Origin of the sequence: Pseudofrankia saprophytica, from assembly GCF_000235425.2 — a bacterium.
Lineage (GTDB): Bacteria > Actinomycetota > Actinomycetes > Frankiales > Frankiaceae > Pseudofrankia > Pseudofrankia saprophytica.
Genome location: NZ_KI912266.1, coordinates 6,147,429 through 6,170,629, shown reverse-complemented (window position 1 = coordinate 6,170,629; position 23,201 = coordinate 6,147,429). Strand labels below are relative to the sequence as shown.

Here is a 23,201-nt window from a genome sequence, read left to right as displayed (position 1 = left end):
GGCCATGATCCTCGTCGAGGCCGGCCTCTCGGCGGCGCTTACCACCGGGGCGCAGTCGCCTTGGGTGTGGCCGTCGAGCCGCCGTTTCCGCGACGCCAGCCCGCAGGACAAGCTCGCCTACCTGGCCAAGCTGCGCGATGACCCGAAGCTTGTGCGCTTCGACGAGCCGCGGATCCCTGGCCTGTCCCATGGCAACGGCTACTGGGCACTGACCCGTCACGCCGACGTCGTCGAGGTCTCCCGCCGCCCCGGCGACTTCTGCTCCAGCCACGGCGCCCTGTGGATCAACGACCTGAGCCAGGACTTCAACGAGTTCTTCGGCTCGATCATCAACATGGACGCCCCCCGCCACAGCCGCCTGCGGCGCATCGTCGCCGCCGCCTTCACCCCACGGGCCGTGCGCGGCCTGCGCGATTACATCGACCGGGCCGCCGCCGACACCGTCATCGCCGCCGCGACCCGCCAGGACATCGACATCGTCGCCGACCTCGCCACACCGTTCACACTGACCGTGATCTGCGACCTGCTCGGCGTCCCGGAAAGCCACCGCGCCGCCCTGCTCGCCGCCTCCAACGTGATCGTGTCCGGCGGCGATCCCGACCTGGTCCCCGACCAGCAGGACCCCGTCCGTGCCTTCCTCGACGCGGGCACCTTCCTGGCCACCCTCGCCACCGACCTCGCCGAACACCGCCACCACCACCCCACAGACGACCTGCTCACCGCCCTGGTCCACGCCGAGGTCGACGGAGAACGCCTGACCACCCACGACATCGCCGCGTTCTTCACCCTTCTTGCCTTCGCCGGCCAGGAGACAACCCGCAACGCCATCGCCCTGGGTCTCCACGCCCTGCACACCCACCCGGATGCCCGCGCCGCCTGGGCCGCCGACTTCGACCGGCTCGCCCCCACCGCCGTCGAAGAGCTCATCCGCTACACCAGCCCCGTCGCCCTCATGCGTCGCACCGTCACCCGCGACACCACCCTGAACGGCCACCCACTCGCCACCGGGGACAAGGTCGTCCTCTACTACGCCGCCGCCAACCACGACCCCGCCGTCTTCACCAACCCCGACCAGCTCGATCTCACCCGCTCGCCCAACCCCCACCTCGGCCTCGGCGGACCGGGCCCCCACTACTGCCTCGGAGCGCCCCTCGCCCGAGCCGAGATCACCGCCATGTTCCGCGAGATCTTCCACCACCTCCCAGACCTGACCATCACCAGCGAGCCCGAGTACCTCCGCTCCACCTCCGTCAACGCCCTCAAGACCCTCACCGCCGCAACCTCGACGAGACCGCGCCCGCTCCCTGATCGGCGGTGATCATGACCTCGGATCTCCAACGCCTACTTGGCACCCTGCTCAGCGAGATGCCTCCCCCATCCGTGCAGGCGGACTTCGCCGAACAGGTGCGCAGGCGCGCTCGCCGACGACGCCGACGTGCCATGACAGCCATGGCTGCGCTCATGGCCTCGGCCCCGGCCACTGTCTGGGCCACCCAACTGCGTCGTCGGCCGCCCGACAGCCACACGGCGATCCGCTGAATCAATCCCGAGGCGCGCTTCGAAGCGTGGCGGCGTGGGACCTGGGGGCTGTCTTCGCTTGTCCTGCTACGGCCATTTCAGGCGTGTGCGTGTGACCACTGGTTGTGTCGACGGGTGAGCGTGGGGGTGCGTCGGCGGGCCCGGCCACCTCGGTCGAGGACTCATACGGTGCCGGGGATGCTCAGCTCTCGCCGCAGAACAGGCGTGTCATCGCATACCTGCCAGCGGGTCAGGAGACCCTGGTCGGCTTCGGCGATCCAGATGACGTTGAGGTTGAGCTCGTCATCGTCCGCGAGGTTGAGGTGCGATCCGGTCGTGTTCCCGAGAACGGCGACACGGTCCGTCTTGGCAGTCAGGAAGCGCGGGTAGATCACGTACCGCGGAAAGGCGGTGAAGTAGCCCCGCCAGGCGTCGACATTGGCGTCCCGGCCGACGATCGGAGGTTCGTCGAGCACCACGAGGCAGTGATCTGGGTGCATCAGATCGGCGAGCCCCGCGAGGTCCATCTGGTTGACGCGGTCGATGAAACTGAGGGTGGTCGCCAAGGCCGGCAAGGGCCGTCGTGCCATGGCCATGATCGTCGCATGTCGGGTCCGCGGGTCGCAAACTCGTCGAGGGGGTGGGTAGGAGCCTGCGCAGGGTCCCTTCCCTTCCCATCTGCCTGTCCTGGGTTCGCTTGGCTGGGCAGGGTCGGCTGGGCCGGGCGGCACGGGACTGGGGAGCCCGTGCCGCCCGGCCTGGCATTGGGTCAGGTCACTGCTTGAGGAGTGAACCGCAGGAGAGCTTGGTCGGGACGGCGTAGGTCTTGCCCGTCAGCTGGACGATCGAGGCGCACGGCACGCCGATGAAGTGGTTCAGCGGGTAGCGGGCCTCCGGCAGCGCTCCCTCGACGGAGTTCGAGTAGTTGTTGTTGAGCAGTTTCAGCAGCGCGTCGACCGTCAGGTTCGGGCCCACCTTGGTGGCCGCGGTGACGAACATGTCGGCGGCCCAGTAGCCGGCCATGGCCGGCAGGCTGGTGGCCTGGTCGGGCGCGTATTTCTTGAAGTCGGCGACGAGCTGTTGGACGGCGGTTGACGAGGTGTCCTCACCGGGCGACCACTGCAGCAGCGTGTAGGAGCCGGCGAGGCCGTCGAAACCGGCCAGCCGCGGGTCGTAGCCGACCGCGTTGAGGAACTTCCCCTTGTAGCCGGCGGCGACGAACGCCTGGGTGAGCTTCACCGTGGTCGCGAAGTCGGTGACCGGGAGGATGACGTCCGGCGGGGCGCCCTTGTTGGACTGCATCACGGCCGACACGATCGCGGTCGTGTCGGAGAGACCGGAGTCCGGGATCGGGTTCTCCGAGTACGAGACGTCGATGCCGACGGATTTGATCTGCTTGTTCAGGCTGCCCAGGCCGGCGCGGGCCGAGTCGTCGTCCTGGCCGATCAGTGCGGTCGTCTTCCCGCTGACGTCGCCGTTGAACATGCCCTTGAGCATCAGGCCATAGGTGTTCGACGAGACGTCCTTCAGCGTGGGCAGCAGGCAGCCGGTGATGCCGAAGCCGATCGACGTGCCGCAGAAGGCGGTGTTGAAGCCCCAGCCGAAGAAGGGCACCGTGTCGGCGCAGAACGTGTCGAGGTAGTTGGAGCGGGAGGCCATCACGGGGACTGCGGCGAAGACCTGCTCCTGCTGGGCGAGGACCTTGGCCTGCGAGCCGTTGCGGCCCGGGTCGTTGCCGTCGTCGAGCATGCCGACGAAGTCGACCTTCCGGCCGTTGATGCCGCCGGAGTCGTTGGCCCGTTGGAACCGCACCTTCGCGCCGATGTCGCTGCCGCTCATCGTGCTGCCGTTCGGGCTGGTCAGGTAGCCGAGGCCGCCGACCTTGATGGAGGTGGCGGTGACGCCGCGGGTCGGGTTCGAGGCCGTCTGCGCGCACTTCAGGGTGGACACCGGCGGTTTCCAGCCACCGTCGCTCCAGTCGGTCGGCGGCCCCGGGGTGACGTCGTTGGCGGCGACGGTCGGCGCGCCCGGTTGCGCGGTGCCGTCGTCGCCACCGCCGCACGCGACCAGGCTGGTCGCGAGCGCGGCCGTGAACGCGACGGCCGTGACTAATCGTGAGGCCCGCATGGGCGAACACCTTTCTTGCGCTGACGTCGTGCCGGCAGGGCGCAGACGTGGGCTGGAATGGGCTGGCGCGGCTGAGGCGACTGAGACGGCGACCTGCCGAGATCCGGGCCGCTGTGACGAGAACGTACCGACCGTGTCCGATACGTGATGATTTCGGGTCGCGTTGGAGGTACGGAGCCGGTGGTATCACCCAGTGTCATCGGGCGCCGTCAATCTGATACTGAATATCTTATCCAAACGTGGCTCACGTCACAAGCGCTTGCGTGACGAGCGTCTGTCCTGGCCTTGGCCGGCGCGGCGCCGCGCCGGCCAAGGCGCGGGGCCGCTGTCGGCCAGGTCTTGCGTTGCGGGTGGTCTGACGGTTGGGTAGAACGCGTTCTACCTGAGTTGGGCGGTGCTCCCTCGGGTAACGGGTGGTGCTCCCGCAGGTAGGACGTCACGGGCGGACGCGACGGCAGAGGGGTGCGCTGTGAAGGACTTCGCCGGCAGGGTCGCGGTGGTGACGGGCGCCGGCCAGGGGATTGGCCGTGCCCTCGTCGAACGCTTCTGCGCCGAGGGCATGAAGGTTGTCGTAGCCGACGTCGTGCCCGATCTGGTCGACAAGACCACCGCCGAACTTCGCGCCGCCGGCAGCGAGGTGACCGGCGTCGTCACGGACGTGACCTCGCTTGAGTCCGTCGAGGCCTTGCGAGACGCGGCTCTGGGCGCCTACGGGGCCGTGCACGTCCTGTGCAACAACGCGGGCATCGGCTCCGGCTCGGAGGGGCGGATCTGGGAGCACCACGTCAACGACTGGCGATGGTCGTTCGACGTCAACGTGCTGGGCGTCGTCAACGGCATCCGCGCCTTCACTCAAGCGATGATCGACCAGGGCGTCGAGGGGCACATCGTCAACACCACGTCGGGCAACGGCGGTTTCACCCCGCTCATCAACAGCGCGGTCTACGCGGCGACGAAGGCCGCGGTCACGACGATCACCGAGTGCCTGTGGGGGCAGCTGCGTGAGGCGGGCGCCCTGGTCGGTGCCTCGTTGCTCTACCCGTCGACCGTCACCCCCGGCCTGCTCAACACGGGGATCTGGCGTCCCGGCGCGAACCGGCCCGACCGGTACGACCGGCCAGGCGCCCCGCCGAAGGAGGGGCGTGACTCGCTGGGGGCTTTCCAGGCGCGCATGGACGCGGCCGGCCTGCCGGTCACGTTCGCGCCGCTGTCCGAGGTCGCCGACCTGTGCCTGGCGGGCATCCGCGCCGAGACCTTCTGGATCACCGTGCCGAGCGACGCGCAGAACACGAAGATCCTCGCCCGCGCCCACTCCCAGGTCGAGCGCACCGAGCCGACCTACCTGCTCGAAGCCAACCTGATGACCGGCCGCCCCGCCGGGGGCAAGCCGGCGTCGTGAACACCCGACCAGCGCCACTTCCACCCACCCGCCCGACACGTTGATCGTCGCGGCCGTGTCGTCGCGGTTGCGGATCCGGCGACATCACAACCGCCACCACACGTTCGCGACGATCATGCGTGATCGTCGCCAGCCCAGCCCAGCCCGGTCCAACCAGCGTAGGAGGACGTCGGTGGTAGCGATCCTTGGCCAGTACTGCATCAACGTGTCGGATCTGGAGCGCTCGGTGGCGTTCTGGGAGGGCGTCGTCGGCATTCCCGTCGTCAGTCGCACCGAGATCGAGACGGCGCGCGAGGCGGTCATCCAGTCACCCCACGGCGGGAGCCGGATGCAGCTCGCCCAGCAGCTCGCCCAGGCCGGCCCGGTCGACATGGGCACCGCGATCTGGAAGCTCTACGTGAACACCGACGACTGCGCCGCGCTGTTCGAGAAGACCGTCGCGGCCGGCTGCGAGGTCGTCGCCGCGCCGGCCCGTCTCGACCGGTGGCCCGTCACCGTCGCCTTCGTCAAGGACCTCGACGGCTACCTCCTGGAGCTCATCGAATATCACCAGGGCACCCCCGCCACGGTCCCCGACCCCAAGAAGCTGGAGACCTGAGACCCGAGGCCCGAGGCCTGAGGCCTGAGGCCTGATCCCGCCTGGTTCGGTCCACCGGATCGGGAGAAACGTGCACACAAAGGCCAGCTCGCTCAATACTGGAACCGGTTCTAGTCAGGGCGCGGCCAGGCCGCGCGTCAGGGAGGTGCCCGCATGTCTCAGGGGAGCCAGCTGCGCCGGTTCGAGGGCCGCGCCGCGCTCGTCACCGGTGCCGCGTCCGGGATCGGCCACGCGGTGGCACTACGGCTGGCCGCCGAGGGCGCGTCGGTGTTCGCCTGCGACATCGACGCGGCGGGCCTGGACGCGCTGGCCAAGGAGGAGCCGGAGGGGGGCGGCCGGATCGTCACCAGGGTCACCGACGTGCGGGAGAGTGGCGAATGCCGCGCCGCCGTCGCGGACGCGGTCGCGGAGTTCGGCCGCCTCGACGTTCTCGGCAACGTCGCCGGGATCCTGCGCACGGGCCACGTCACGGACGTGACCGAGGACGAGTACCGGCTGTTGTTCGCGGTCAACACCGACGCCTACTTCTTCTTCGCACAGGCCGCCATCCCGCACCTGCTGACGACCAAGGGCAACATCGTCAACATCGCCTCGAACTCGGGCCTGATGGGCGGTGCCTACACCGTCCTGTACTGCATGACCAAGGGCGCGGTCGTCCAGCTCACCCGCGCGCTGGCGATGGAGTTCCTCAAGAAGAAGATCCGCATCAACGCGATCGCGCCCGGCGGCACCGAGACGGCGCTGGTCGCCGGCACGACGTTCCCCGACGACGTCGACTACGACCTCGTCGGCCGCTACATGGTCCCGCGCCCGATGGCCAAGCCCGACGACATCGCCAAGCTGTTCGCCTTCGTCGCCAGCGACGACGGTCGCAACATCCACGGCGCGATCCTCTCCACCGACGGCGGTGTCACCGCGGGCTGACGCGCCAGGCGGCTCCCGTCCCAGCCCTGTCCGACATCTGTGATCTTGGATCCGCCGCCGGATCGATCGGATCGATCGTGGACATACGATCGCCGCGCTCGGTCGTGTCGGGAATGCGTTGGTGGCTCCTCCTTGGTTCTTCGGTGTCGTCATCCCGCCGTGTCGCGTTTTCGGCTGACGATCCGCCCGCCTGTCGGGTCGGGCCGGATCGCAATGAGGAAACGGGCGCCGCAAGACGGTGAAACGGTCCATTCGGATTTTGCTCGCAGGCCGGACGGTTCCGGCGAAGGGGAGAAACCGCTGGTCGTGGAGCTAGTGGGCGCCGGTCGCGAGAGCCCCGGTCGCGAGCGCGTCGGTCGGCCGGGGCCGGGCGCCGCAGGCTTCCTGGGGGGTTGTGCAGCCGCGCAGGGGCGGGTATAACGAGAGCAGGTGAGAGAAGCCGCCACGAGAATGGCATGGAGAAGTGGACGCGCCGAAAGGGCGTGATCCCCGCACCGTGCATCACCTAAACGCCGCTGCTGCGGCGCAGGGCGGACTTCTCTCACCTTGTTCATTTTCGCAACCCGGGCCGGCCCGGGCTCTCGGTTCTTGGGCGGCATCCGTCGTGCCGGGCACGTCGGCGCGACGTGCCCGGCACGGACCGATCGACGAGAGGACCGCGTTCAGGCCGTGAGGGGAACGGCGCGGGCTTCGGCGGCGAGCGCGGCGCGGTCGGCTTCCAGGAGGAAGCGGGCGGCGATCGCGCCGTCGAGGGACTTGTCGAAGGCGGACAGGTAGGAGTCCCGGGTTGGGTACAGCGACGCGAGGGTCGCCGCGTCGAACGGGGTCGTCGAGCCGAAGAGGCTGCACAGGACGCTGCTGGAGTCGGGGGACGGGTCACCCGACAGGACCGCGACCGGGACGTCCACCGGCGGCGTGCGCACGCCGCCCCGGGCGATGCCGCGGGCGTCTCGGGCGAGGGTCGCGCCCGTGCCGGTGCCGTTCAGGACCAGCGGGTCGGCGCGCGGCGGCTGGGTGCCGTCGGTGACCCAGCGGACCAGGGCGGCGAAGGCGGCGCTGGCGACGTAGTGCTGCGGCCCGGTGTTGATGCGCCCGGGGCAGCCGAGGCCGGACGCGTCGGGGGAGCCGGTGAGGCTCGCGTCGGCGTGCGCGGTCCCGGCGACCTCCCAGGTACGCAGCTGGTCGGTGTCGTCCTGGCGGGCGACGGCGTAGCCGAGCGTCGGGCCGACGTCGGTCTCCGTCTCGAAGATGAAGACCTTCGCGTTGAGGTCGGAACGAATCCGCGCGACGGGCGGCCCGGAGCCGCCGACACCGCTCATGCCGTCCAGGCTCGCCGCCGAGCCGGCGCGGCTGTGGATGAAGAACCCGTCGTAGACGTTGGCCACCGGGTGCACGGCGTTGACATAGGTCGTCATGAAGAACGCCGACTGTGACTCGCCGGCGGCGAGCAGCCGGGCGGCGTGCGCGCCACCGAGGGCAGGCACGTCACCCGGGGCGCGCAGCGCCGCGCCCACCTGGGACAGGATGTCGAAGGCGTACCTGTCACCCGGGTGCGCCAGCGATCCGTAACGTTCGGGGTCGGTGCCCCGGATGCCGATCGCGGGCGGCGCGCCCGGGATCGGGAGCAGGCTCTTGCCGCCGACGACACCGAGCGCCTGGACGGACAGGCCGACGTAGATCGAGCCGGACCGCATCACCTCCTCGCCGAAGGACGTCCATTCGGCCGAGGTGTCGACTCCGGCGGTCTCGTTGAGCCACTCGACGACGACGGTCCCGGTGAACTCGTCGAGGTTCGCCGGCCGCCGGACGATCAGGCGGGTCTTGTAGGGGGCGGTCGTCGACGGGTTGACCCGCCAGGCTCCATCGGCGCCCAGCGCGCCCACGGCCGTGTAGGCGGTCGCCGTGCCGGCGGCGAAGTACTCCTGCTCGGCGTAGCCGTGCGCGGCCAGGTCGGGCCCGGCGCCCACCGGTTCCGAGATGGCGCCCCCGGTGGCCGGTCCGGAGAGCGCGGCCGCCGGGACGGCTGGCCGCCGCTGGGCGGCCGTGCCCTCGCTCCCTGCCGGGGCGGGGGAGTGCCCATCGCCCGGGATGGCCGACCCCGAGCAGGCGGCCGCCCCGCCGGCGACCACCGTGGCGACCGCGAACACCGCCGCCGCGTCCCGCAACCTCCTGGGACGACCGGGGCGGGCCTTCTCCGGCGGGGCCGCTTCGTAGCCGACGTGGGCGTCGGTTCGGGCGGCGAGCGGTAATGGGACCGTCATCGTTTCCTCTCGATCCGCCGAGCGGCCGGCCCGGTGGGATACGTGGTCGGCCCATAGTTGACCGTCGTGATCCACGGCGCCACCGATGCGCCACCGATGCGCCACCGATGCGTCACCGCTCCAGCCACCGGCCTGGATGGCGATCCCGCGAGCGGGTGCCCGCGCCGGAGTCCCGCCTCCGAGCCGCCACGGCCGACCTCGGGCGGACGCCGGCGACGCGGACGCCGCCTACAAGGAATTGGCAAGAAGAAAAGAACTGGTAAGAAGGATGTCCGTTATCCGACGCCCTTTCCGGCGGGCAGGTGTATTGGTGCCCAGGTCGGCCGCGTTAGCCTGATGCGACGCAGGAGACCGATTCATCCGGCGGGCCTTTTCGAGGCCGTCGCGTCATCGACTGGAAATGTTCGGTGTTCGAGAGGCGCGGGCGGAGGGCGCCGCGGCTGTCGAGAGAAGCGACTGTTTCCGGAGGAACGAAAGGTGAACGGTTCTGGAGGCAGCCTGCGACGTCGGGATGGCATTCGGCCGTCCCGCGGGTCCATGATGGGATGGTTGTCCTCATGAAATCCTGGTCAGTTCCCGCCGGCCGCGGCCCGGCGCCGGGCCGCGGCCGGCGCCGCCGGCTCGCATGGCTGGCATTTCTGGCGTCGGCGACGCTGTGCCTGGCGTTGGCCGGGGTAGCGTCCGCCGGCCAGGCGAACGCGTTTACCGCCGACCCGGGTCTGATAACCGACCCGGGCGGCGGCGGTGGCGGCATTTCCACCTTCGGCCTCAAGCGGGTCGGCAACTCCGGCTGCCTCGACGACCCGCAGAACAGCTCCAGCACCACGATCCACTACCAGGTGTACTCGTGTAACCAGACCGCCGCCCAGAAGTTCCACCTGGAGGCCGGCTCCGCACCTGGCCTCGTTCACCTCGTGCACGGAAACCTGTGCCTGGTGCCCGATGGCAACGATCCCCTCCTGCTCGTCACGCAACGGTCCTGCGGTTCCGGGGCGGAATTCGACTGGGGCTGGAACCGGCCAGGCGACGGGACCGTGTACATAACGAGTCCCTTCTACTACGGCTTCGGTCTCGAGATGTATGACAACGGGAAGGTCGGCGCGGCGTACGCCTTCTACGCCTGGACCATCGTCTAGGCGCCGGCCCGCGAGTCAACGGTGGGACGGTTGTCTTTCGTGAAATCCTCGTCAACTCCCGCCGCCCAGCGGACCGGCCGTGGCCGGCGCCGGCGGCTCACGTGGCTGGGGTTCCTGGCATCGGCGACGTTGTGCCTGGCGTTCGCCGGGATCGCTGCCGCCGGCCCGGCGAACGCCATCATCCCCACCGACCCGGGCGGCGGTGGGGGCGGCGGCCCCGTCACCTTCAGCCTCCAGCGGACTGGCTACGGCTGCCTCGACGACCCGGGAAACAGCTCCGATATCAACGTCCACTACCAGGTGTACGCCTGCAACAACAGCGCGGCGCAGAAGTTCTACCTGGCACCCGGTTCCAAACCCGGCACCTACCACCTCCTGCACGGAAGTCTGTGTCTTCAGCCCAATGCCTGGGAGGAGCCATTCTATTGGGTCCTGCAGTACACCTGCGGCTCCGGGGCGGAATTCGACTGGACGTGGACCCAGCGCGGTGACGGGACCGTCGACATACAAAGCCCCGTCTACTTCAACTATCATCTGAACATGTTCGACAACAAGAAGGTCGGCCTGGGCGGCGGCACCGCCGGTTGGCTCCCCAGGTAGAGACGCCGACATCGCCTGCCGGCGGTGTCGGGCCTGCCCCGTCCCGCGTTCGCGCGGGACGGGGCACGGCCGCGTGAACCGTAGGCCCTGAACCGTGGGCCGTGGATGAACCGTAGGCCGTGGGTGTCGCGATGCGCCCGGTCAGTCGGTGCCGGCGGCCAGGCGGGCGTCGAGCACGTCGAGCTCGGCGGTGAAGGCGGCGCGCAGCGCGGTCTTGTCGGTGTCGTCGAGCCAGGTGGCGTCGACGCCGTTGAGGACGAGCGTGCGCACGGTTTCCTGCCCATAGCCGAGCGCGGTGCACAGCTCGACGTACTCGCGGCCGATGTCGGTGTGGAACATCGTCGGGTCGTCGGAGTTGAGCATCACGTTCAGGCCGGCCGCCACCATGTCCTTGATCGGATGGGCGGTCAGGTCCGGCCATCCGTAGACGACGGCGGTCGACGTCGGGCAGCAGGTGAAGTAGATGCCCTCGTCCCGGCAGCGGCGCACGACCGTGTCGTCGGACATGATGTGGTAGCCGTGGTCGATCCGCTCGCAGCCGAGCACGTCCAGGCAGGTGGTGATGTTGACGGGCGGGGCGTCCTCGCTGGCGTGGCTCGTCAGCCGCAGGCCGCCGGCCTTCGCGGCCTGGTAGGCCAGGGCGAACTTCTCCGGCGGGTCGGGGGCCTCGGCGCCGTCCATCCCGAGCCCGATCAGCTCGTCCACCCGGTTCGCCAGCACCTCCTCGACCATCTGCCTGGCCATCTCGGGCGGGTCCTGCCGGTAGACGTCGGCGATGAGCCGGCAGCGCACCCCGAGATCGGTCTCGGCCGCCCGGATGCCGTCGACCAGGCCGCCGATGACGGTCGCCATCGGAACACCGCGCCGGGTGTGCAGCGTCGGGTTGAAGAACATCTCCCGGTAGCGCAGGTTGCCTAGCTTCACGCCGTCCTCGAGCGACTCGTAGGCGCAGCGGGCGAAGTCCGCGCGGTCGATCAGCGTCGAGGACACCATCCCGAAGATCTTCAGGAACTCGTAGATGGTGTCGTAGTCGTAGAGCCGGGCCACCTCGTCCGTAGGCAGCGCGACGTCGTGCCTGCGGGCCAGGTCGGCGAACGTCGCCGCCCGCACCGTGCCCTCGAAGTGGCAGTGCAGCTCGACCTTCGGCACCGACCGCAGGTACTCGGGGTAATCCATCGCGTGCTCGCCTCCCACACCGTCAACGCCTCGCTGTCCGCCTGGTCCGCCCGGTGGGCGACGACCGGCCGAGCCGTCGTCGGCCCTCGGCCAGCCGCCCGCCCACCGTAGGAGCCGAGCCGACCTCCCCGGTTACCAGCCGGAAACGCCCAGGTCACGGCCGCCCGGACGGGCTCGACGCCCGCGACGGGCGGCGGACCATCGACGTCCTGCTGAGGTCGCGGGCGGGTGCCCCGCGCCGAGAGACGCCCATGGCGGGACCCGGACTCGACCGGGGTTCTCGTCGGCGGCCTGTGCGCCGCTGTCCGGTTCCGGTCACCGGTCTGGTACCCCCGGGGGTATTGGGTACCGTACCCGGTGGGGTATCCAGCCTCGCGCGATGGAATCGGAACTGGGAGGTCAGTGATGGCGCAGGTGCGACTGATGGGGCAGGGCCCGGGCCTTGCCGGTGGTGACCGGCCGCCTGCCGAGGCCGATGTCGGCGCGCGAGGGCCGGATGGCGGACCCGCCCGGCCCGCCGGTCCTGGGCCGCTGGGCCGGCTCGGCACGTGGGCGGCGCGGCACCGGCGGGTCACGGTCATCGCCTGGCTGGTCGTGGTCGTCGCGCTCGGGGTGTTCGCGCCGAGGGTCGAGAAGACCCTGTCCGGCGCGGGCTGGCAGGCGAACGGATCGGAGTCGGTGGCGGTCCGCGAGGCCGCCGGCGCCGAGTTCGCCGGGGCGAACAGCGCGGCGCTCATGGTCGTCGTGCACACCACTGGACCGGTCGCCGGGCCGGATGGGCAGCGGGCGCTCGCCGCCGCCACCGACCTGCTCGAGGCCGATGAGCGGGTCTCCCAGGTCATGCCGGCGCGCGTCGCGCCGGACGGGCACACCGCCGTCCTGCTCGGCGGCGCGGCGGCTGGGACGAGCGACATGGTCCGGGCGGCGGACGACCTGAAGGACAGGCTGCGCGGCCTCGACGGGCCGGGGGTGACGGTCTCGCTGACCGGCGCGTCCGGGATGTGGTCGGACTTCAACCAGGCGAACCTGGCCGCGATGGTGCACTCCGAGATCTTCAGCTGGCCGGTGACCATGGTGATCCTGGTGGTCGCGTTCGGCTCGCTGGTCGCCGCCGGTCTGCCGCTGCTGCTCACTCTGGCCGGTCTGGTCGCCGCCGCCGGCAGCCTCACCGTGCTCGGCTCGGTGTTCGACATGTCGATCTGGGCGATGAACTTCGCGATGATGTTCGCGCTCGCCCTGGGCATCGACTACGCGCTGTTCATGGTCGTCCGGTTCCGCGCCGCGCGCTTCGGCCGCGGCGCCGACCCCGTGGCCGCGGTCGCGGAGACGATGGACACGGCCGGCAAGGCCGTCGCCTTCTCCGGGCTCACCGTGCTCGCGAGCCTGTCGGCGGTGATGCTGGTGCCCTCGCCCGCCTTCCGGTCGGTGGCCGCGGGAATCATGCTGTCAGTCGTCTTCGTCCTCGCCGCGACGCTGACCCTGCTCCCCGCGGTGCTGGCCTGGCTCGGCGACCGGGTGGACGCGCTGGCGCTGCGCTGGGTGCATGGTGGCGAGCACCGCTCGGCCCGCTTCACGGCCTGGGGCGAGCGGCTGTGGAGCCGGCCGGCCCGCTACGGCCTGCTCGCCGCCGTCGTGCTGGTGGCGCTCGCGGTGCCGGTGCTCGGCCTGCGCACCGGCATGCCGTCGATCACCGTGGTGCCGGCCGGTGACTCCTCCCGGGTCGGCTACGAGCAGGTCCAGGCCGCGTTCGGGCCGGGCGCCCCAGGCGCGCTCCAGGTCCTGGCGCCCGCGGGGGAGGCCGACCAGGTCGCGGTCGTGCTCGCGCACGACCCGGGCATCGCGGCGGCCGGGCCCGCGCTCACCTCGGCGGACGGCGGGGACGTGCTCATCGAGGCGACCCCGCGGGTCGGCCCGTCCGACCCGGCGCTCGCGGGCACCCTGGACCGCCTGCGGGCCGCGCTGCCGCCGGCGGCGCTGGTCGGGGGAGCCGCGGCGGAGAACATCGACCTGCACACGGCGCTGTCCGGCCGCACCGGCCTGGTGCTGGGCGTGGTGCTGGCGATGGGCTTCCTGCTGCTGTTGGTGGTGCTGGCCGCGCCGCTGGCCGCCGCGCTCGGCGTGGCCACGAACCTGCTGGCGACGGGCGCTGCCTTCGGGGTGGCCCGGCTGGTGTTCGCCGACGGGCACGGCGCCTCGCTGCTCGGCTTCACCTCGCAGGGCTTCATGGACGCCTGGGGTCCGATCTTCTTCTTCGCGATGATCTTTGCGATCTCGATGGACTACACCGTCTTCCTGCTGGCGTCGGCCAAGGAGCACTGGGAGCGCTCAGGCGACCCGCGGGAGGCCATGGTCGGTGGGTTGGCGCACTCCGGCCGGGTGATCTTCGCGGCCGCGGCGATGATGGTGGCGGTGTTCTTCACGTTCGCGCTGTCCGGGCCGCTGCCGCCCAAGGAGATGGGCTTCACCCTCGGTGTCGCGGTGCTGCTCGACGCGGCGCTGGTGCGCCTCGTTCTGCTGCCGGTGCTGCTGCGGGTCTTCGGCCGCGCGGCCTGGTACAGCCCGGTCTGGCTGCGTCGCGTCCTGCCCCGGGTGACGTTCGCGCACTGACCTGGCGCGCCGGGTGGGGTGGGCGCAGATGTCGGCCGCACCCGGCGGCGGGTTCGTCAGGCGGGAAGCGCGGGTTCGTCAGGCGAGCGAGAGGAAGAGCTTCTCCAGCTCGTCCTCGGTGATTTCGGCCTGCTCGCCGTTCTCGCGGGCAGCCAGGCACTGCCGCAGGTTCGTGGATATGATCTTGAAGCCGGTGCGGTCGAGGGCGCGGGACACGGCGGCGAGCTGGGTGATCACTTCTGCGCAGTCCCGCCTGTCCTCGATCATGCCGATGATGCCCCTGATCTGCCCCTCGGCTCGTCGCAGCCGCTTGATCACGTCGGCCACCGCCGCCTCGTCGGCCTGCATTCCAACGACCTCCGCTTCTTGCCGCACCGGGCATGCGCCGGGGGCCGGGCCACTGGCCCGGCCCCCGGACCTTGCTTCCAAGATACCCCTGTGGGTATAGCGGGCCCCGCTCGCGGTGGTTAGGAAGCGATGTCCACGGCGACCCGGTACGGGTTCGCGAGCTCCATCACGCGGATGGCCACCCGGTCGTCGACGCCGAGGCCGTAGTGCACGTAGCCCTCGTAGTCCCCGGACATCCGGTACTGGACGAGGGCCGGCAGCCCGCCGCCACTGCCGCTGGTGCGCAGCGTGGACACTCCGTTGTCGTTGTGCGCGGCCGCCGGGTAGAACACCACCTCGACGAAGGCCTGACCACGCAGGGGGACGACCGCGCCCTGGCCAGGGGAGACGACCTCGGTGACGTACCGGACGCTGTAGCCCGGCACCGAGCCGGTGAACTCGAAGACCAGCCGGTCGTAGGCCATCGCGCCCTCCGTGTGGTGGGCGGAACGCACCTCGACCAGCCGGGCGACCGGCACCGTCGGATGCTGGACGCTCAGCGGCTCACTCGACCAGGCGGAGACGCGCAGCACCTGGCTCGGCGGTGTCGCCGGCGCCGTCGTCGGGGGTGTGCTCGGAGAAGACGGCCGCGTCGGAACCGTCGTCGGGCTGGTCGGCGTGACCGTCGTCGGGCTCGTCGGGCTCGTCGGGCTCGTCGGGGTGACGGGCACGGTCTGCGTGGCGCTCGGCGCCGCGGACGTGGGCGGCCCGGCCGCCTCGCTCCCGCAGGCGACAAGCCCAGGAACCAGAGCAAGCACGGCCACCAGCAGGATCCTCATGGGTCGGCGCATCGTCCCCACGTCCCCACGTACCAGGCACCGTGCGCGTCCGCCGCCCAGGCGGCGGATCGTCCAGATCGTGGTGCCATTTCCAGTGTTCCCCGCCCGTCTCTCGTCGCGGGGGGCCGAACCGCTCCTCTCGCCACGCCGATCGGTCCACTGCCGCGTGCCAACCGGCGGGTCCGGTGCTCCCGCCTGCCTGTCGCGGGTGCGGGCCTCGCACCGATCCGACCGCGGCCTGAGCCGGCCCCTTCGAGATGCGCCTGACCGAACGGGCCTGAACAGGGCCGAGATTGGCGAGGCGTGGTCGGCCCCAGGCTGTTTCGCCGGCGGCCGCGGTGCGGGACGATGCCTTTCGGGCGGACGCCGGTTCCCACGGTCCGGTGCCAGCCGTACCGCCAGTCACCGGTCATCCGAGAGGAGCTGGTCGCGATGAGGGCCGTGCCCGGCCCCAGGCCGCGCGACGAGCGCCAGGCCACGCGGCCTTCGGCCTCGGAGGCAGACGCGAACCCGCGATTATCCGAGGCGACCGCGCCCCGAGCCCCGCGTGAGCAAGGCGGCACCGCGCGGGCCGGCGAGGCTGGGCGCCGGCACCGGGGGCGAGTTCGGGCGCCGATCGTGGGGGTGTTGAAGGAGACCGAGCCGGGGGAGCGGCGGGTCGCGATGGTGCCCGACGTGGTCGGGCGGCTGAAGGCACTCGGGGTCGGGGTGCTCGTCGAGAACGGTGCCGGCCGGGACGCCTGGTTCTCCGACGGGGCGTACGCGGACGCGGGCGCGGTGCTGGGGACGCGGCAGTGGCTGCTGGAATGGGCCGACGTCGTGCTGGGCGTGGCGCTCCCAGGGCCGGACACGCTCGCGGCCCTGCGCCGCGGCCAGGTCCTCGTCGGCCTGCTCGCGCCCTTGCTGCGGCCGCGGACGATGGCGAGGCTCGCCGAATGCGGCGTGACGGCGGTCAGCCTCGACGGTCTGCCGCGCACGCTCGGCCGCGCGCAGGCGATGGACGCGTTGATGTCGCAGGCGAACGTCGCCGGCTACAAGGCGGTCCTGGTCGCCGCGGATGCCAGCCCGCGCTACTTCCCGCTGCTCATGACGGCCGCCGGCACCGCCTGCCCCGCCGAGGTCCTGGTGCTCGGTGCCGGCGTCGCGGGGCTTGCCGCGATCGGGACCGCGCACCGCCTCGGCGCGGTCGTGCGCGCCTATGACATCCGCCCGGCGGCGCGCGGCGAGGTCGAGTCGCTGGGCGCCGCCTTCCTCGACCTCGCCGCGGCCAGCGACGACGGGCTGGGCGGGCCGGGCGGCGTGGGCGGCGTGGTGATGGGCGGCGCCGAGCGGGGCGGCCATGCGCGGGCGCTGACCGCCGGCGAGCAGGCCGCGCAGCGGGAAGCCATCGCCGCGGTGGTCGCCCGACACGATGTCGTGATCACGACCGCTCAGCTACCCGGACGTCGCCCGCCGTTGCTGGTCACCGAACAGGCCGTCCATGCGATGCGCCCCGGTTCGGTGGTCGTCGACCTGGCCGCGGGTCCGCGCGGCGGCAACGTCGAGATCTCCGCGCCGGACGAGACCATCGTGACGGCGGGCGGCGTCACCGTCATCGGTGCCGGCAACCTGCCGGCCACCATCCCGTCGGCCGCGTCGACGGCGTACGCCCGCAACGTCGCCGCGCTGCTCGGCCTCCTGGTCAGCGACGGCGCGCTTGCCGTCGACCTGACGGACGAGATCCAGGCCGGCGTCGTCATCACCCACGCCGGCAGCGTCGTCCAGCCCGCGACCGCGGCACTGCTCGCCGACGGCGAGCGCCACGACGGCGAGCGCCACGACGGCGAGCGCCACGACGGCGAGCGCCACGACGGCGCGGGCGGCGGCATCGGGGAATTCCACGGCGCCGAGTTGGGGTGTGCGTCATGAGCGCTGAGCTGGTCAACGGGCTGACGGTGCTGGTGCTGAGCCTGCTGGTCGGGTTCGAGGTCGTCGGCAAGGTTCCGTCGACGCTGCACACCCCGCTGATGTCGGGTGCGAACGCGATCCACGGCATCGTGATCATCGGTGTGATGATCGTCGCCGCCGGGGCGGACTCTCCGCTCGGCTACGTGCTGGTCTTCGTCGCCGCCGCGTTCGCCGCGGCCAACGTCGTCGGTGGTTACGTCGTCACCGACCGGATGCTGGAGATGTTCCGCCGCCGTCCCACGGTTCGCGCCGGGGACCTCGGCGGCAAGGGCGCTGGCGGAGAGGGCGCTGGCGGCAAGGACGCCGGCGACGCGGCCGACGGAGAGCGGGGCCCGCGCGAGGCGCGCGGATCCCGAACGGGCCGGCCGTGAGGGCACCCGGGCGGTCATGAGCGGCGACAAGCGGTCATGAGCGGCTCAGACGCGGCGGTCCACCTGCTGTTCGTCGCCGCGGCGGTGTGCTTCGTGCTGGGACTGCGCCTGCTGAACTCGCCGGCGCGGGCGCGTCGCGGCAACCAGCTGTCCGCCGCCGGCATGATCCTCGCGGTGGCCACGGCGGCGGGGCTGCTCGCCCGCGACCACCTGATCACCGTGACCGGCCTCGCGGTGCTGGTCGCCGGGCTGCTCGTCGGCGGGGGAGCTGGCCTCTTTGCGGCCCGGTCGGTGCCGATGACGGCGATGCCGCAGCTGGTGAGCCTGTTCAACGCGGTCGGCGGCGGGGCGGCGGTACTGGTCGCGTTCGCCAATGTCGTCCGCCTAGGCGGCGCGGCCGAACTTGCCGACGCCTCCACGCGAACGACGGTTGCCACCGGGCTGGACGTGGTCATCGGCGCCGTGACGTTCTCCGGCTCACTGGTCGCGGCCGGCAAGCTGCGGGGACCGGCCCTGGGCGCTCCGGTGACCTTCCGGGGGAGCCGGGTGCTCGCCGCGGCGATGGCGGCAGTGGCCGTCGGCGGCGCCGTGGCGGTCGTCGCCGGCCGCGGCGGAGCGTCGGCGCTGACGGCGGCGGCGGTGGCGGCGCTGGCCTTCGGCGTGCTGACGGTCCTGCCGATCGGCGGCGCCGACATGCCGGTCGTCATCTCGCTGCTGGGCGCCTGCACCGGCATCGCCGTCGCGATGGCGGGCTTCGTGCTCGACACGAACATTCTGATCATCGCGGGCGCGCTGGTCGGGGCGTCCGGCGCGATCCTCACCGTACTGACGGCCGAGGCGATGAACCGCTCGGTCATCGCGATCGTCCTCGGCGGGCTCGGGACAGGCGACGGCGGCGGCACTCCTGCGACGCGCGGCGCCTCCCGGACCGGCGGCGGGGACAGTTCCGCGTGGGTGCGAGCGGCGGCGGCCGACGACGTCGCGCTGCAGCTCGCCTATGCCGCTCGGGTCGTCATCGTGCCGGGCTACGGCCTCGCCGCGGCGCGGGCGCAGCACGAGGTCGTCGAGCTCGCCGAGCTGCTCGCCTCGCTCGGGGTCGACGTCCACTACGCGATCCATCCGGTCGCCGGTCGGCTGCCGGGGCACATGAACGTGCTGCTCGCCGAGGCGCGCGTCCCGTACCGGTTGATGCTGGAGCTGGCCGAGGCGAACGCCGAACTCGCCCGTGCGGACGTCGCCCTGGTCGTGGGCGCGAACGACGTGACGAACCCGGCCGCCCGCCGCCAGGGCAACCCTGTTTCCGGCATGCCGATCCTCGATGTCGACAAGGCCCGCAGCGTCGTCGTCGTCAAACGCTCGCTAGGACCCGGCTACACCGGTATCGACAACGAGCTCTACACCGACCCGAAGACCGGCGTGCTCTTCGCCGACGCAAAGGCCGGCCTCGCCGCTCTCACCGCCGCCACCAAAGCCCTCGTTCACTGAAACGGCCCTGGGCCGACGCGGCAGCGCGCGCCGGGGAACGCGCGCCTCCCCTTACCGATGAACGCGCCTGCTCAGCTGGTCATGCTGGGTCCGTCGCCGGTGAGACCACCCTCGGAAAGGAGGGAGAGCTCCAGGTCCCAGTCGATGTGGCCCGACTCGGTGCCCGACGGCACCGAGGTGGCGACGCGACGCAGGAAGGTGCGTACCGCCCAGCGCGGCAGGCCGATCCGGGCGTGGCCGCCGGGGCTCGTCAGCCACAGTTCGACGACGGGCTCGCCGGCATGGGTGATCGGGGCTATCCGCACGTCCGCGATGCCGGCGGGTCGGCGCAGGCCGTCCTCGAGCAACTCACGGGCGAAAACCCATTCGACCCGCGGCCCGCTGCCGACGTCAAAGCGGATGACGACGGCGAACGGATCGACGGGCCGGTAGCCCAGTTCGGCGGGGAACCTACCTCCGTCGTCCAGCAGCCTGGCATCGAACGAAACGGTGATGGTTGGTTCGGCTCTGGTCACCGTGGCCTCCCCTCGCCGGGCGAGTACGGACGTTGCCGATATCATGGCGCGCCCGCGGGAAAATAGGCAGGTATCAGAAGTCGCGGCGCGTCGGACGGGTTTTCCTGTCCGCCTCACTGGCTGGGAGGTGGGTGGTTTCCAGCGGCACCTTCAGGCCGGGTGGGGCGGCAATGCCCGGCCGGTGATGGAGTACGGGCGGATGCGCACCCAGCGGAACTGGCTCTCGGTCTCCGGCCGCTCGATCCAGGTGCGGAACCCGATCGAGTCCAGCCGGGCCTGGGCCGCCTCGTCGTGAACCTCCTCGCAGGTGCCCTTGACGACGACGCTCCAGCCCGCGCGCGAAGCCGGCTCGAACCGGTCGACCTCGAAGGCGACGGTGGCGTGGTCGAGCGTGGCGGCGAGCTTCGTGCCGATCGTGGAGCGGAACGCGACCGCCGAGCCGTCGAGCACGAAGGCCACGGGGAAGATCTCCACCTCGCCATCCAGCAGGAACGCCACCCGCCCGACCTGCCGGCTGCCCAGCAACGTCGCGCAGTCCTCGTCGGACAACACCCGCATACCCGCATGGTCTATCGCCCAGCTGCTCATGACACCGCTTCTCCCGTCCGTCGAGCACCGGCACTGTCTGTTGACTGTGCGCCATCGGGCTGGGTGGATCGCGGTGCGGACGTCCCGCGCGCACGGGACCTGTGGGTACCGACGCGGCGAACGAGCCGGGCGCGACGGGGCGGCCAGGCGCGACAATGCTCGCCGATCGCGCCCGCGGAGGCCGATGCGGACGGCGAGCATGGTCGCCACGGTGACGAGGAGCGCGGTGGCCCGGGTGGGGTGGGTGGTTCGGGCACTCGGGTGGGTGCCGATGGTCGGGTGGGTGCGCGGATACCGGCGCGGGTGGCTGCGTGGCGACGTGCTCGCCGGAGTGACGGTGGCGGCCTACCTGGTGCCGCAGGTGATGGCCTATGCGGGGGTCGCGGGCCTGACCCCGGTGGCCGGGCTCTGGGCGGCGCTGCCGGCACTGGCGCTCTACGCGGTGTTCGGGTCGTCGCGGCAGCTGTCCGTCGGCCCGGAGTCGACGACGGCGCTCATGACGGCCGCCGCCGTCGGCCCGCTGGCCGCGGGGGACCCTGCGCGGTACGCGGCGCTCGCCGCCGAGCTCGCCCTCGTCGTCGGGTTGCTGGCGCTCGCGGCCCGGGTGGCGCGGCTCGGGTTCGTCGCCGACCTGCTCTCCCAGCCGATCCTGGTCGGCTACCTGGCTGGCGTCGCCGTCATCATGATCGTCGGTCAGCTCGGCAAGACGACCGGCGTTCCCGTCACCGGGGCGAACATGTACGGCGAGCTTGCCTCGTTCGCACGCCACGTCGGAGCAGCGCAGATGGGCACCGTCGTGCTCGCCGTGACCGCGCTGGTGTTCCTGTTCCTGCTCCGATGGCGCTGGCCCGGCGGGCCTGCGCCGCTGCTGGCCGTCGTGCTGGCGACCGTCGCCGTCGCGGTCTTCGACCTGGACGCGCATGGAATCGCGGTGGTCGGTGACGTTCCCGGCGGCCTGCCCCGCCCGACGCCGCCGGCCGCGGCGGACCTGGCCAGGCTGGTGATCCCCGCCTTCGGGGTGCTGTTCGTCGGCTACACCGACAACATGCTGACCGCCCGGGCGTTCGCCAGCCGCGCCGGCCACGGTGAGATCGACGCGAACGGCGAGCTGCTGGGACTCGGCGCGGCCAACCTCGGTACCGGGCTCCTGTCCGGGTTCCCGGTGAGCAGCAGCGGCAGCCGCACCGCCCTGGGCGCGGCGGCCGGCAGCCGCAGCCAGCTGCACTCGCTGGTCGCCGTCGGCGCCGTGGTGGGTGTGCTGCTGTTCCTGCGCCCGGCGCTGGCCACCTTCCCGACGGCCGTGCTCGGCGCGATCGTCATCTACGCCGCGGTCCAGCTGGTGGACGTGGCCGGCTTCCGGCGCCTGGCCCGGTTCCGGCGCAGCGAGCTGCTGCTCGCGCTCGCCGCGCTCGCCGGCGTGCTCGCGTTCAACATCCTCTACGGCATCCTGATCGCCGTCGCCCTCTCACTGGCCGACCTGCTGGCGCGGGTGGCCCGCCCGCACGACGCCATCCTCGCGCGGGTACCCGAGGTGGACGGCATGCACGACATCGACGACTACCCGGACGCCGAGCTCATCGCGGGCCTCGTCGTGTACCGCTACGACTCGCCGATCTTCTTCGCCAACGCGCAGAACTTCCGCCGCCGCGCGCTCGCCGCCGTCGATGCGATGACACGGCAAGGCCCCGTCGAATGGTTCGTCCTCAACATGGAGGCGAACACCGAGGTCGACATCACCGGGCTGGACGCGCTGGAGGACCTGCGCGTCGAACTCACCGGCCGCGGCATCGTCGTCGCGCTCGCCCGCGTCAAGCAGGAGCTGCTCGACGCCCTCGTCGCGCACGGCGTGGCCGGCCGAATCGGCACCGACCTGATCTTCCCGACCCTGCCGACCGCGGTCGCCGCCTACGAGGAGGCTGTCGGGCGATCCGCTGACCGTTAGGCATCGTCGCTGTCCGCCGGTGGCGCGGCCGGCGATGGCGCGAAGACGCCACGGCTGCGCAGCTCCTCGCAGAAGCGGCGGCCGGCGGACGCCATCTGGTCGGTGATGGCGCGGGCGCCGGCCTCGGGGTCGCGGCGCTCGATCGCGTCGAGGAGCGTGACGCGGAAGCGGTGGGAGATCTCGAGGCCGGTGGGGACCGTGTCGAGGTAGACCTCACCGGGAACGAACCGCTGCATCGAGCGCACCAGCATCGACAGCCGCGGCGTCGCCGCGCGGTGATAGACGAACCGCTGGAACTCCAGCATCGCCTGGTTCGCCCGCGCGACGTCGCCCGCCGCGGCGAGCGCGTCGACCTTCGCATGCATCTGGCGGAGTTGGGCGATCAGGGCGTCGTCCGCGGTGGCGACCAGCCGGGCGATCGAACGCGAGACGAGGGCGCCGAACAGGTCGAAGTGTTCGAGGATCGCCTCCGGGCCGAAGGTGGCGACGAACGTCCCCCGTTTCGGCTCGGCGACCACCAGGTCGTCGTTGATCATAGTGATCAGCGCCTCGCGGATGGGCTGACGGCTGATGCCGAGCGTCTTGGCGATCTGGTCGATCGGGATCCGGTCGCCGCCGCGCAGCACCCCCCGGAAGATGAGCGCCCGGATGTAGTCCGACGCGGTCTCGACGGCCGTCGGCACCCGGGGACGCTCCGGAGGATTGGGCAGCACGACAGCCGGGCGGCCGGCCGGCGAGGGCCGGTGCCGGTGCGTCCTGGCGGGGGGTGTCGGCGCGGGATCAGAGCCCATGCGGCCGGTCCGTATGCGATCGGTCACAGCTCGATGATGGTAGTGGGGGA

The 23,201-nt window shown here is 71.6% G+C and carries 20 protein-coding genes; 11 read left to right on the top strand and 9 right to left on the bottom strand.

Annotation, left to right across the window (positions count from 1 at the left end):
* The first annotated feature begins 4 nt into the window (after positions 1-4).
* Positions 5-1,318 (top strand): cytochrome P450, encoded by a 1,314-nt coding sequence (locus FRCN3DRAFT_RS0226150; protein ID WP_007509570.1) that lies wholly within the window; start codon positions 5-7, stop codon positions 1,316-1,318.
* 382 nt (positions 1,319-1,700) lie between these two features.
* Here the strand turns inward: FRCN3DRAFT_RS0226150 and FRCN3DRAFT_RS0226145 are convergent, their stop codons facing one another.
* Together FRCN3DRAFT_RS0226145 and FRCN3DRAFT_RS0226140 are read right to left on the bottom strand one after the other, a co-directional pair.
* Positions 1,701-2,108 carry a nuclear transport factor 2 family protein gene (locus tag FRCN3DRAFT_RS0226145; protein ID WP_157845263.1) on the bottom strand — a complete coding sequence of 136 codons (408 nt, stop codon included), beginning with the start codon at positions 2,106-2,108 and terminating at the stop codon, positions 1,701-1,703.
* Between the two features lie 184 nt (positions 2,109-2,292).
* Positions 2,293-3,645, bottom strand: a complete 1,353-nt coding sequence (locus FRCN3DRAFT_RS0226140) for an ABC transporter substrate-binding protein (RefSeq protein WP_007509573.1) — start codon at positions 3,643-3,645, stop codon at positions 2,293-2,295.
* A 469-nt stretch (positions 3,646-4,114) separates the two neighbouring features.
* On the opposite strand from FRCN3DRAFT_RS0226140, the gene FRCN3DRAFT_RS0226135 reads away from it, so the two are divergent.
* From FRCN3DRAFT_RS0226135 to FRCN3DRAFT_RS0226125, 3 genes are all read left to right on the top strand, one after another.
* A complete protein-coding gene (locus FRCN3DRAFT_RS0226135) occupies positions 4,115-5,044 on the top strand; it encodes an SDR family NAD(P)-dependent oxidoreductase (RefSeq protein WP_007509575.1) in 930 nt (309 codons plus the stop codon).
* A gap of 172 nt (positions 5,045-5,216) precedes the next feature.
* A complete protein-coding gene (locus FRCN3DRAFT_RS49850; protein ID WP_007509577.1) occupies positions 5,217-5,642 on the top strand; it encodes a VOC family protein in 426 nt (141 codons plus the stop codon).
* Between the two features lie 153 nt (positions 5,643-5,795).
* Positions 5,796-6,566 carry an SDR family NAD(P)-dependent oxidoreductase gene (locus tag FRCN3DRAFT_RS0226125; RefSeq protein ID WP_007509579.1) on the top strand — a complete coding sequence of 257 codons (771 nt, stop codon included), beginning with the start codon at positions 5,796-5,798 and terminating at the stop codon, positions 6,564-6,566.
* Between the two features lie 662 nt (positions 6,567-7,228).
* Here the strand turns inward: FRCN3DRAFT_RS0226125 and FRCN3DRAFT_RS46355 are convergent.
* Positions 7,229-8,827 carry an alpha/beta hydrolase domain-containing protein gene (locus FRCN3DRAFT_RS46355; RefSeq protein ID WP_007509581.1) on the bottom strand — a complete coding sequence of 533 codons (1,599 nt, stop codon included), beginning with the start codon at positions 8,825-8,827 and terminating at the stop codon, positions 7,229-7,231.
* Between the two features lie 557 nt (positions 8,828-9,384).
* Between FRCN3DRAFT_RS46355 and FRCN3DRAFT_RS0226115 the strand changes: the two genes are divergently transcribed.
* Together FRCN3DRAFT_RS0226115 and FRCN3DRAFT_RS0226110 are read left to right on the top strand one after the other, a co-directional pair.
* Entirely contained in the window at positions 9,385-9,963 is a 579-nt protein-coding gene (locus FRCN3DRAFT_RS0226115) for an RICIN domain-containing protein (protein ID WP_007509583.1), read from the top strand.
* A 39-nt stretch (positions 9,964-10,002) separates the two neighbouring features.
* Positions 10,003-10,563 (top strand): RICIN domain-containing protein, encoded by a 561-nt coding sequence (locus FRCN3DRAFT_RS0226110; protein WP_027140950.1) that lies wholly within the window; start codon positions 10,003-10,005, stop codon positions 10,561-10,563.
* A 141-nt stretch (positions 10,564-10,704) separates the two neighbouring features.
* Here FRCN3DRAFT_RS0226110 and add read toward each other — a convergent pair whose 3' ends face one another.
* Positions 10,705-11,739, bottom strand: coding sequence for an adenosine deaminase (gene add / locus FRCN3DRAFT_RS0226105; RefSeq protein ID WP_007509586.1), 1,035 nt, complete (start codon positions 11,737-11,739; stop codon positions 10,705-10,707).
* A gap of 405 nt (positions 11,740-12,144) precedes the next feature.
* Here add and FRCN3DRAFT_RS0226100 point away from each other — a divergent pair, with 405 nt between their 5' ends.
* Positions 12,145-14,346, top strand: a complete 2,202-nt coding sequence (locus FRCN3DRAFT_RS0226100) for an MMPL family transporter (protein ID WP_007509588.1) — start codon at positions 12,145-12,147, stop codon at positions 14,344-14,346.
* A gap of 78 nt (positions 14,347-14,424) precedes the next feature.
* Here the strand turns inward: FRCN3DRAFT_RS0226100 and FRCN3DRAFT_RS0226095 are convergent, their stop codons facing one another.
* Positions 14,425-14,694: a metal-sensitive transcriptional regulator gene (locus tag FRCN3DRAFT_RS0226095; RefSeq protein WP_007509590.1), complete on the bottom strand. Its 270-nt coding sequence runs from the start codon at positions 14,692-14,694 to the stop codon at positions 14,425-14,427.
* 119 nt (positions 14,695-14,813) lie between these two features.
* The gene (locus FRCN3DRAFT_RS54335) at positions 14,814-15,524 is read right to left on the bottom strand and encodes an AMIN-like domain-containing (lipo)protein (RefSeq protein ID WP_007509592.1); all 711 of its coding nucleotides are present in this window, start codon (positions 15,522-15,524) and stop codon (positions 14,814-14,816) included.
* Positions 15,525-16,136: 612 nt separating this feature from the next.
* Between FRCN3DRAFT_RS54335 and FRCN3DRAFT_RS46350 the strand changes: the two genes are divergently transcribed.
* The 3 genes from FRCN3DRAFT_RS46350 to FRCN3DRAFT_RS0226075 are packed head-to-tail and all read left to right on the top strand — an operon-like array spanning position 16,137 to position 19,315.
* Complete coding sequence (locus tag FRCN3DRAFT_RS46350) at positions 16,137-17,420, top strand: NAD(P) transhydrogenase subunit alpha (protein ID WP_232794150.1); 1,284 nt, start codon at positions 16,137-16,139, stop codon at positions 17,418-17,420.
* Entirely contained in the window at positions 17,417-17,830 is a 414-nt protein-coding gene (locus FRCN3DRAFT_RS46345) for an NAD(P) transhydrogenase subunit alpha part 2 (RefSeq protein ID WP_007509595.1), read from the top strand. The genes FRCN3DRAFT_RS46350 and FRCN3DRAFT_RS46345 overlap by 4 nt, the downstream gene beginning before the upstream one ends.
* Before the next feature lie 36 nt (positions 17,831-17,866).
* Positions 17,867-19,315 carry an NAD(P)(+) transhydrogenase (Re/Si-specific) subunit beta gene (locus tag FRCN3DRAFT_RS0226075; protein WP_007509596.1) on the top strand — a complete coding sequence of 483 codons (1,449 nt, stop codon included), beginning with the start codon at positions 17,867-17,869 and terminating at the stop codon, positions 19,313-19,315.
* A gap of 71 nt (positions 19,316-19,386) precedes the next feature.
* On the opposite strand, the gene FRCN3DRAFT_RS0226070 is transcribed toward FRCN3DRAFT_RS0226075, so the two are convergent.
* Positions 19,387-19,830 carry an SsgA family sporulation/cell division regulator gene (locus tag FRCN3DRAFT_RS0226070; protein WP_007509598.1) on the bottom strand — a complete coding sequence of 148 codons (444 nt, stop codon included), beginning with the start codon at positions 19,828-19,830 and terminating at the stop codon, positions 19,387-19,389.
* Positions 19,831-19,980: 150 nt separating this feature from the next.
* Positions 19,981-20,388, bottom strand: a complete 408-nt coding sequence (locus FRCN3DRAFT_RS46340; protein WP_051466374.1) for a pyridoxamine 5'-phosphate oxidase family protein — start codon at positions 20,386-20,388, stop codon at positions 19,981-19,983.
* Between the two features lie 214 nt (positions 20,389-20,602).
* Between FRCN3DRAFT_RS46340 and sulP the strand changes: the two genes are divergently transcribed.
* On the top strand, positions 20,603-22,360 hold the full coding sequence (gene sulP / locus FRCN3DRAFT_RS0226060) for a sulfate permease (RefSeq protein ID WP_007509602.1): 1,758 nt from the start codon (positions 20,603-20,605) through the stop codon (positions 22,358-22,360).
* Here the strand turns inward: sulP and FRCN3DRAFT_RS46335 are convergent.
* A complete protein-coding gene (locus FRCN3DRAFT_RS46335) occupies positions 22,357-23,043 on the bottom strand; it encodes a GntR family transcriptional regulator (RefSeq protein ID WP_007509604.1) in 687 nt (228 codons plus the stop codon). The two genes, sulP and FRCN3DRAFT_RS46335, sit on opposite strands and share 4 nt — an antisense overlap.
* Positions 23,044-23,201: the final 158 nt, after the last annotated feature.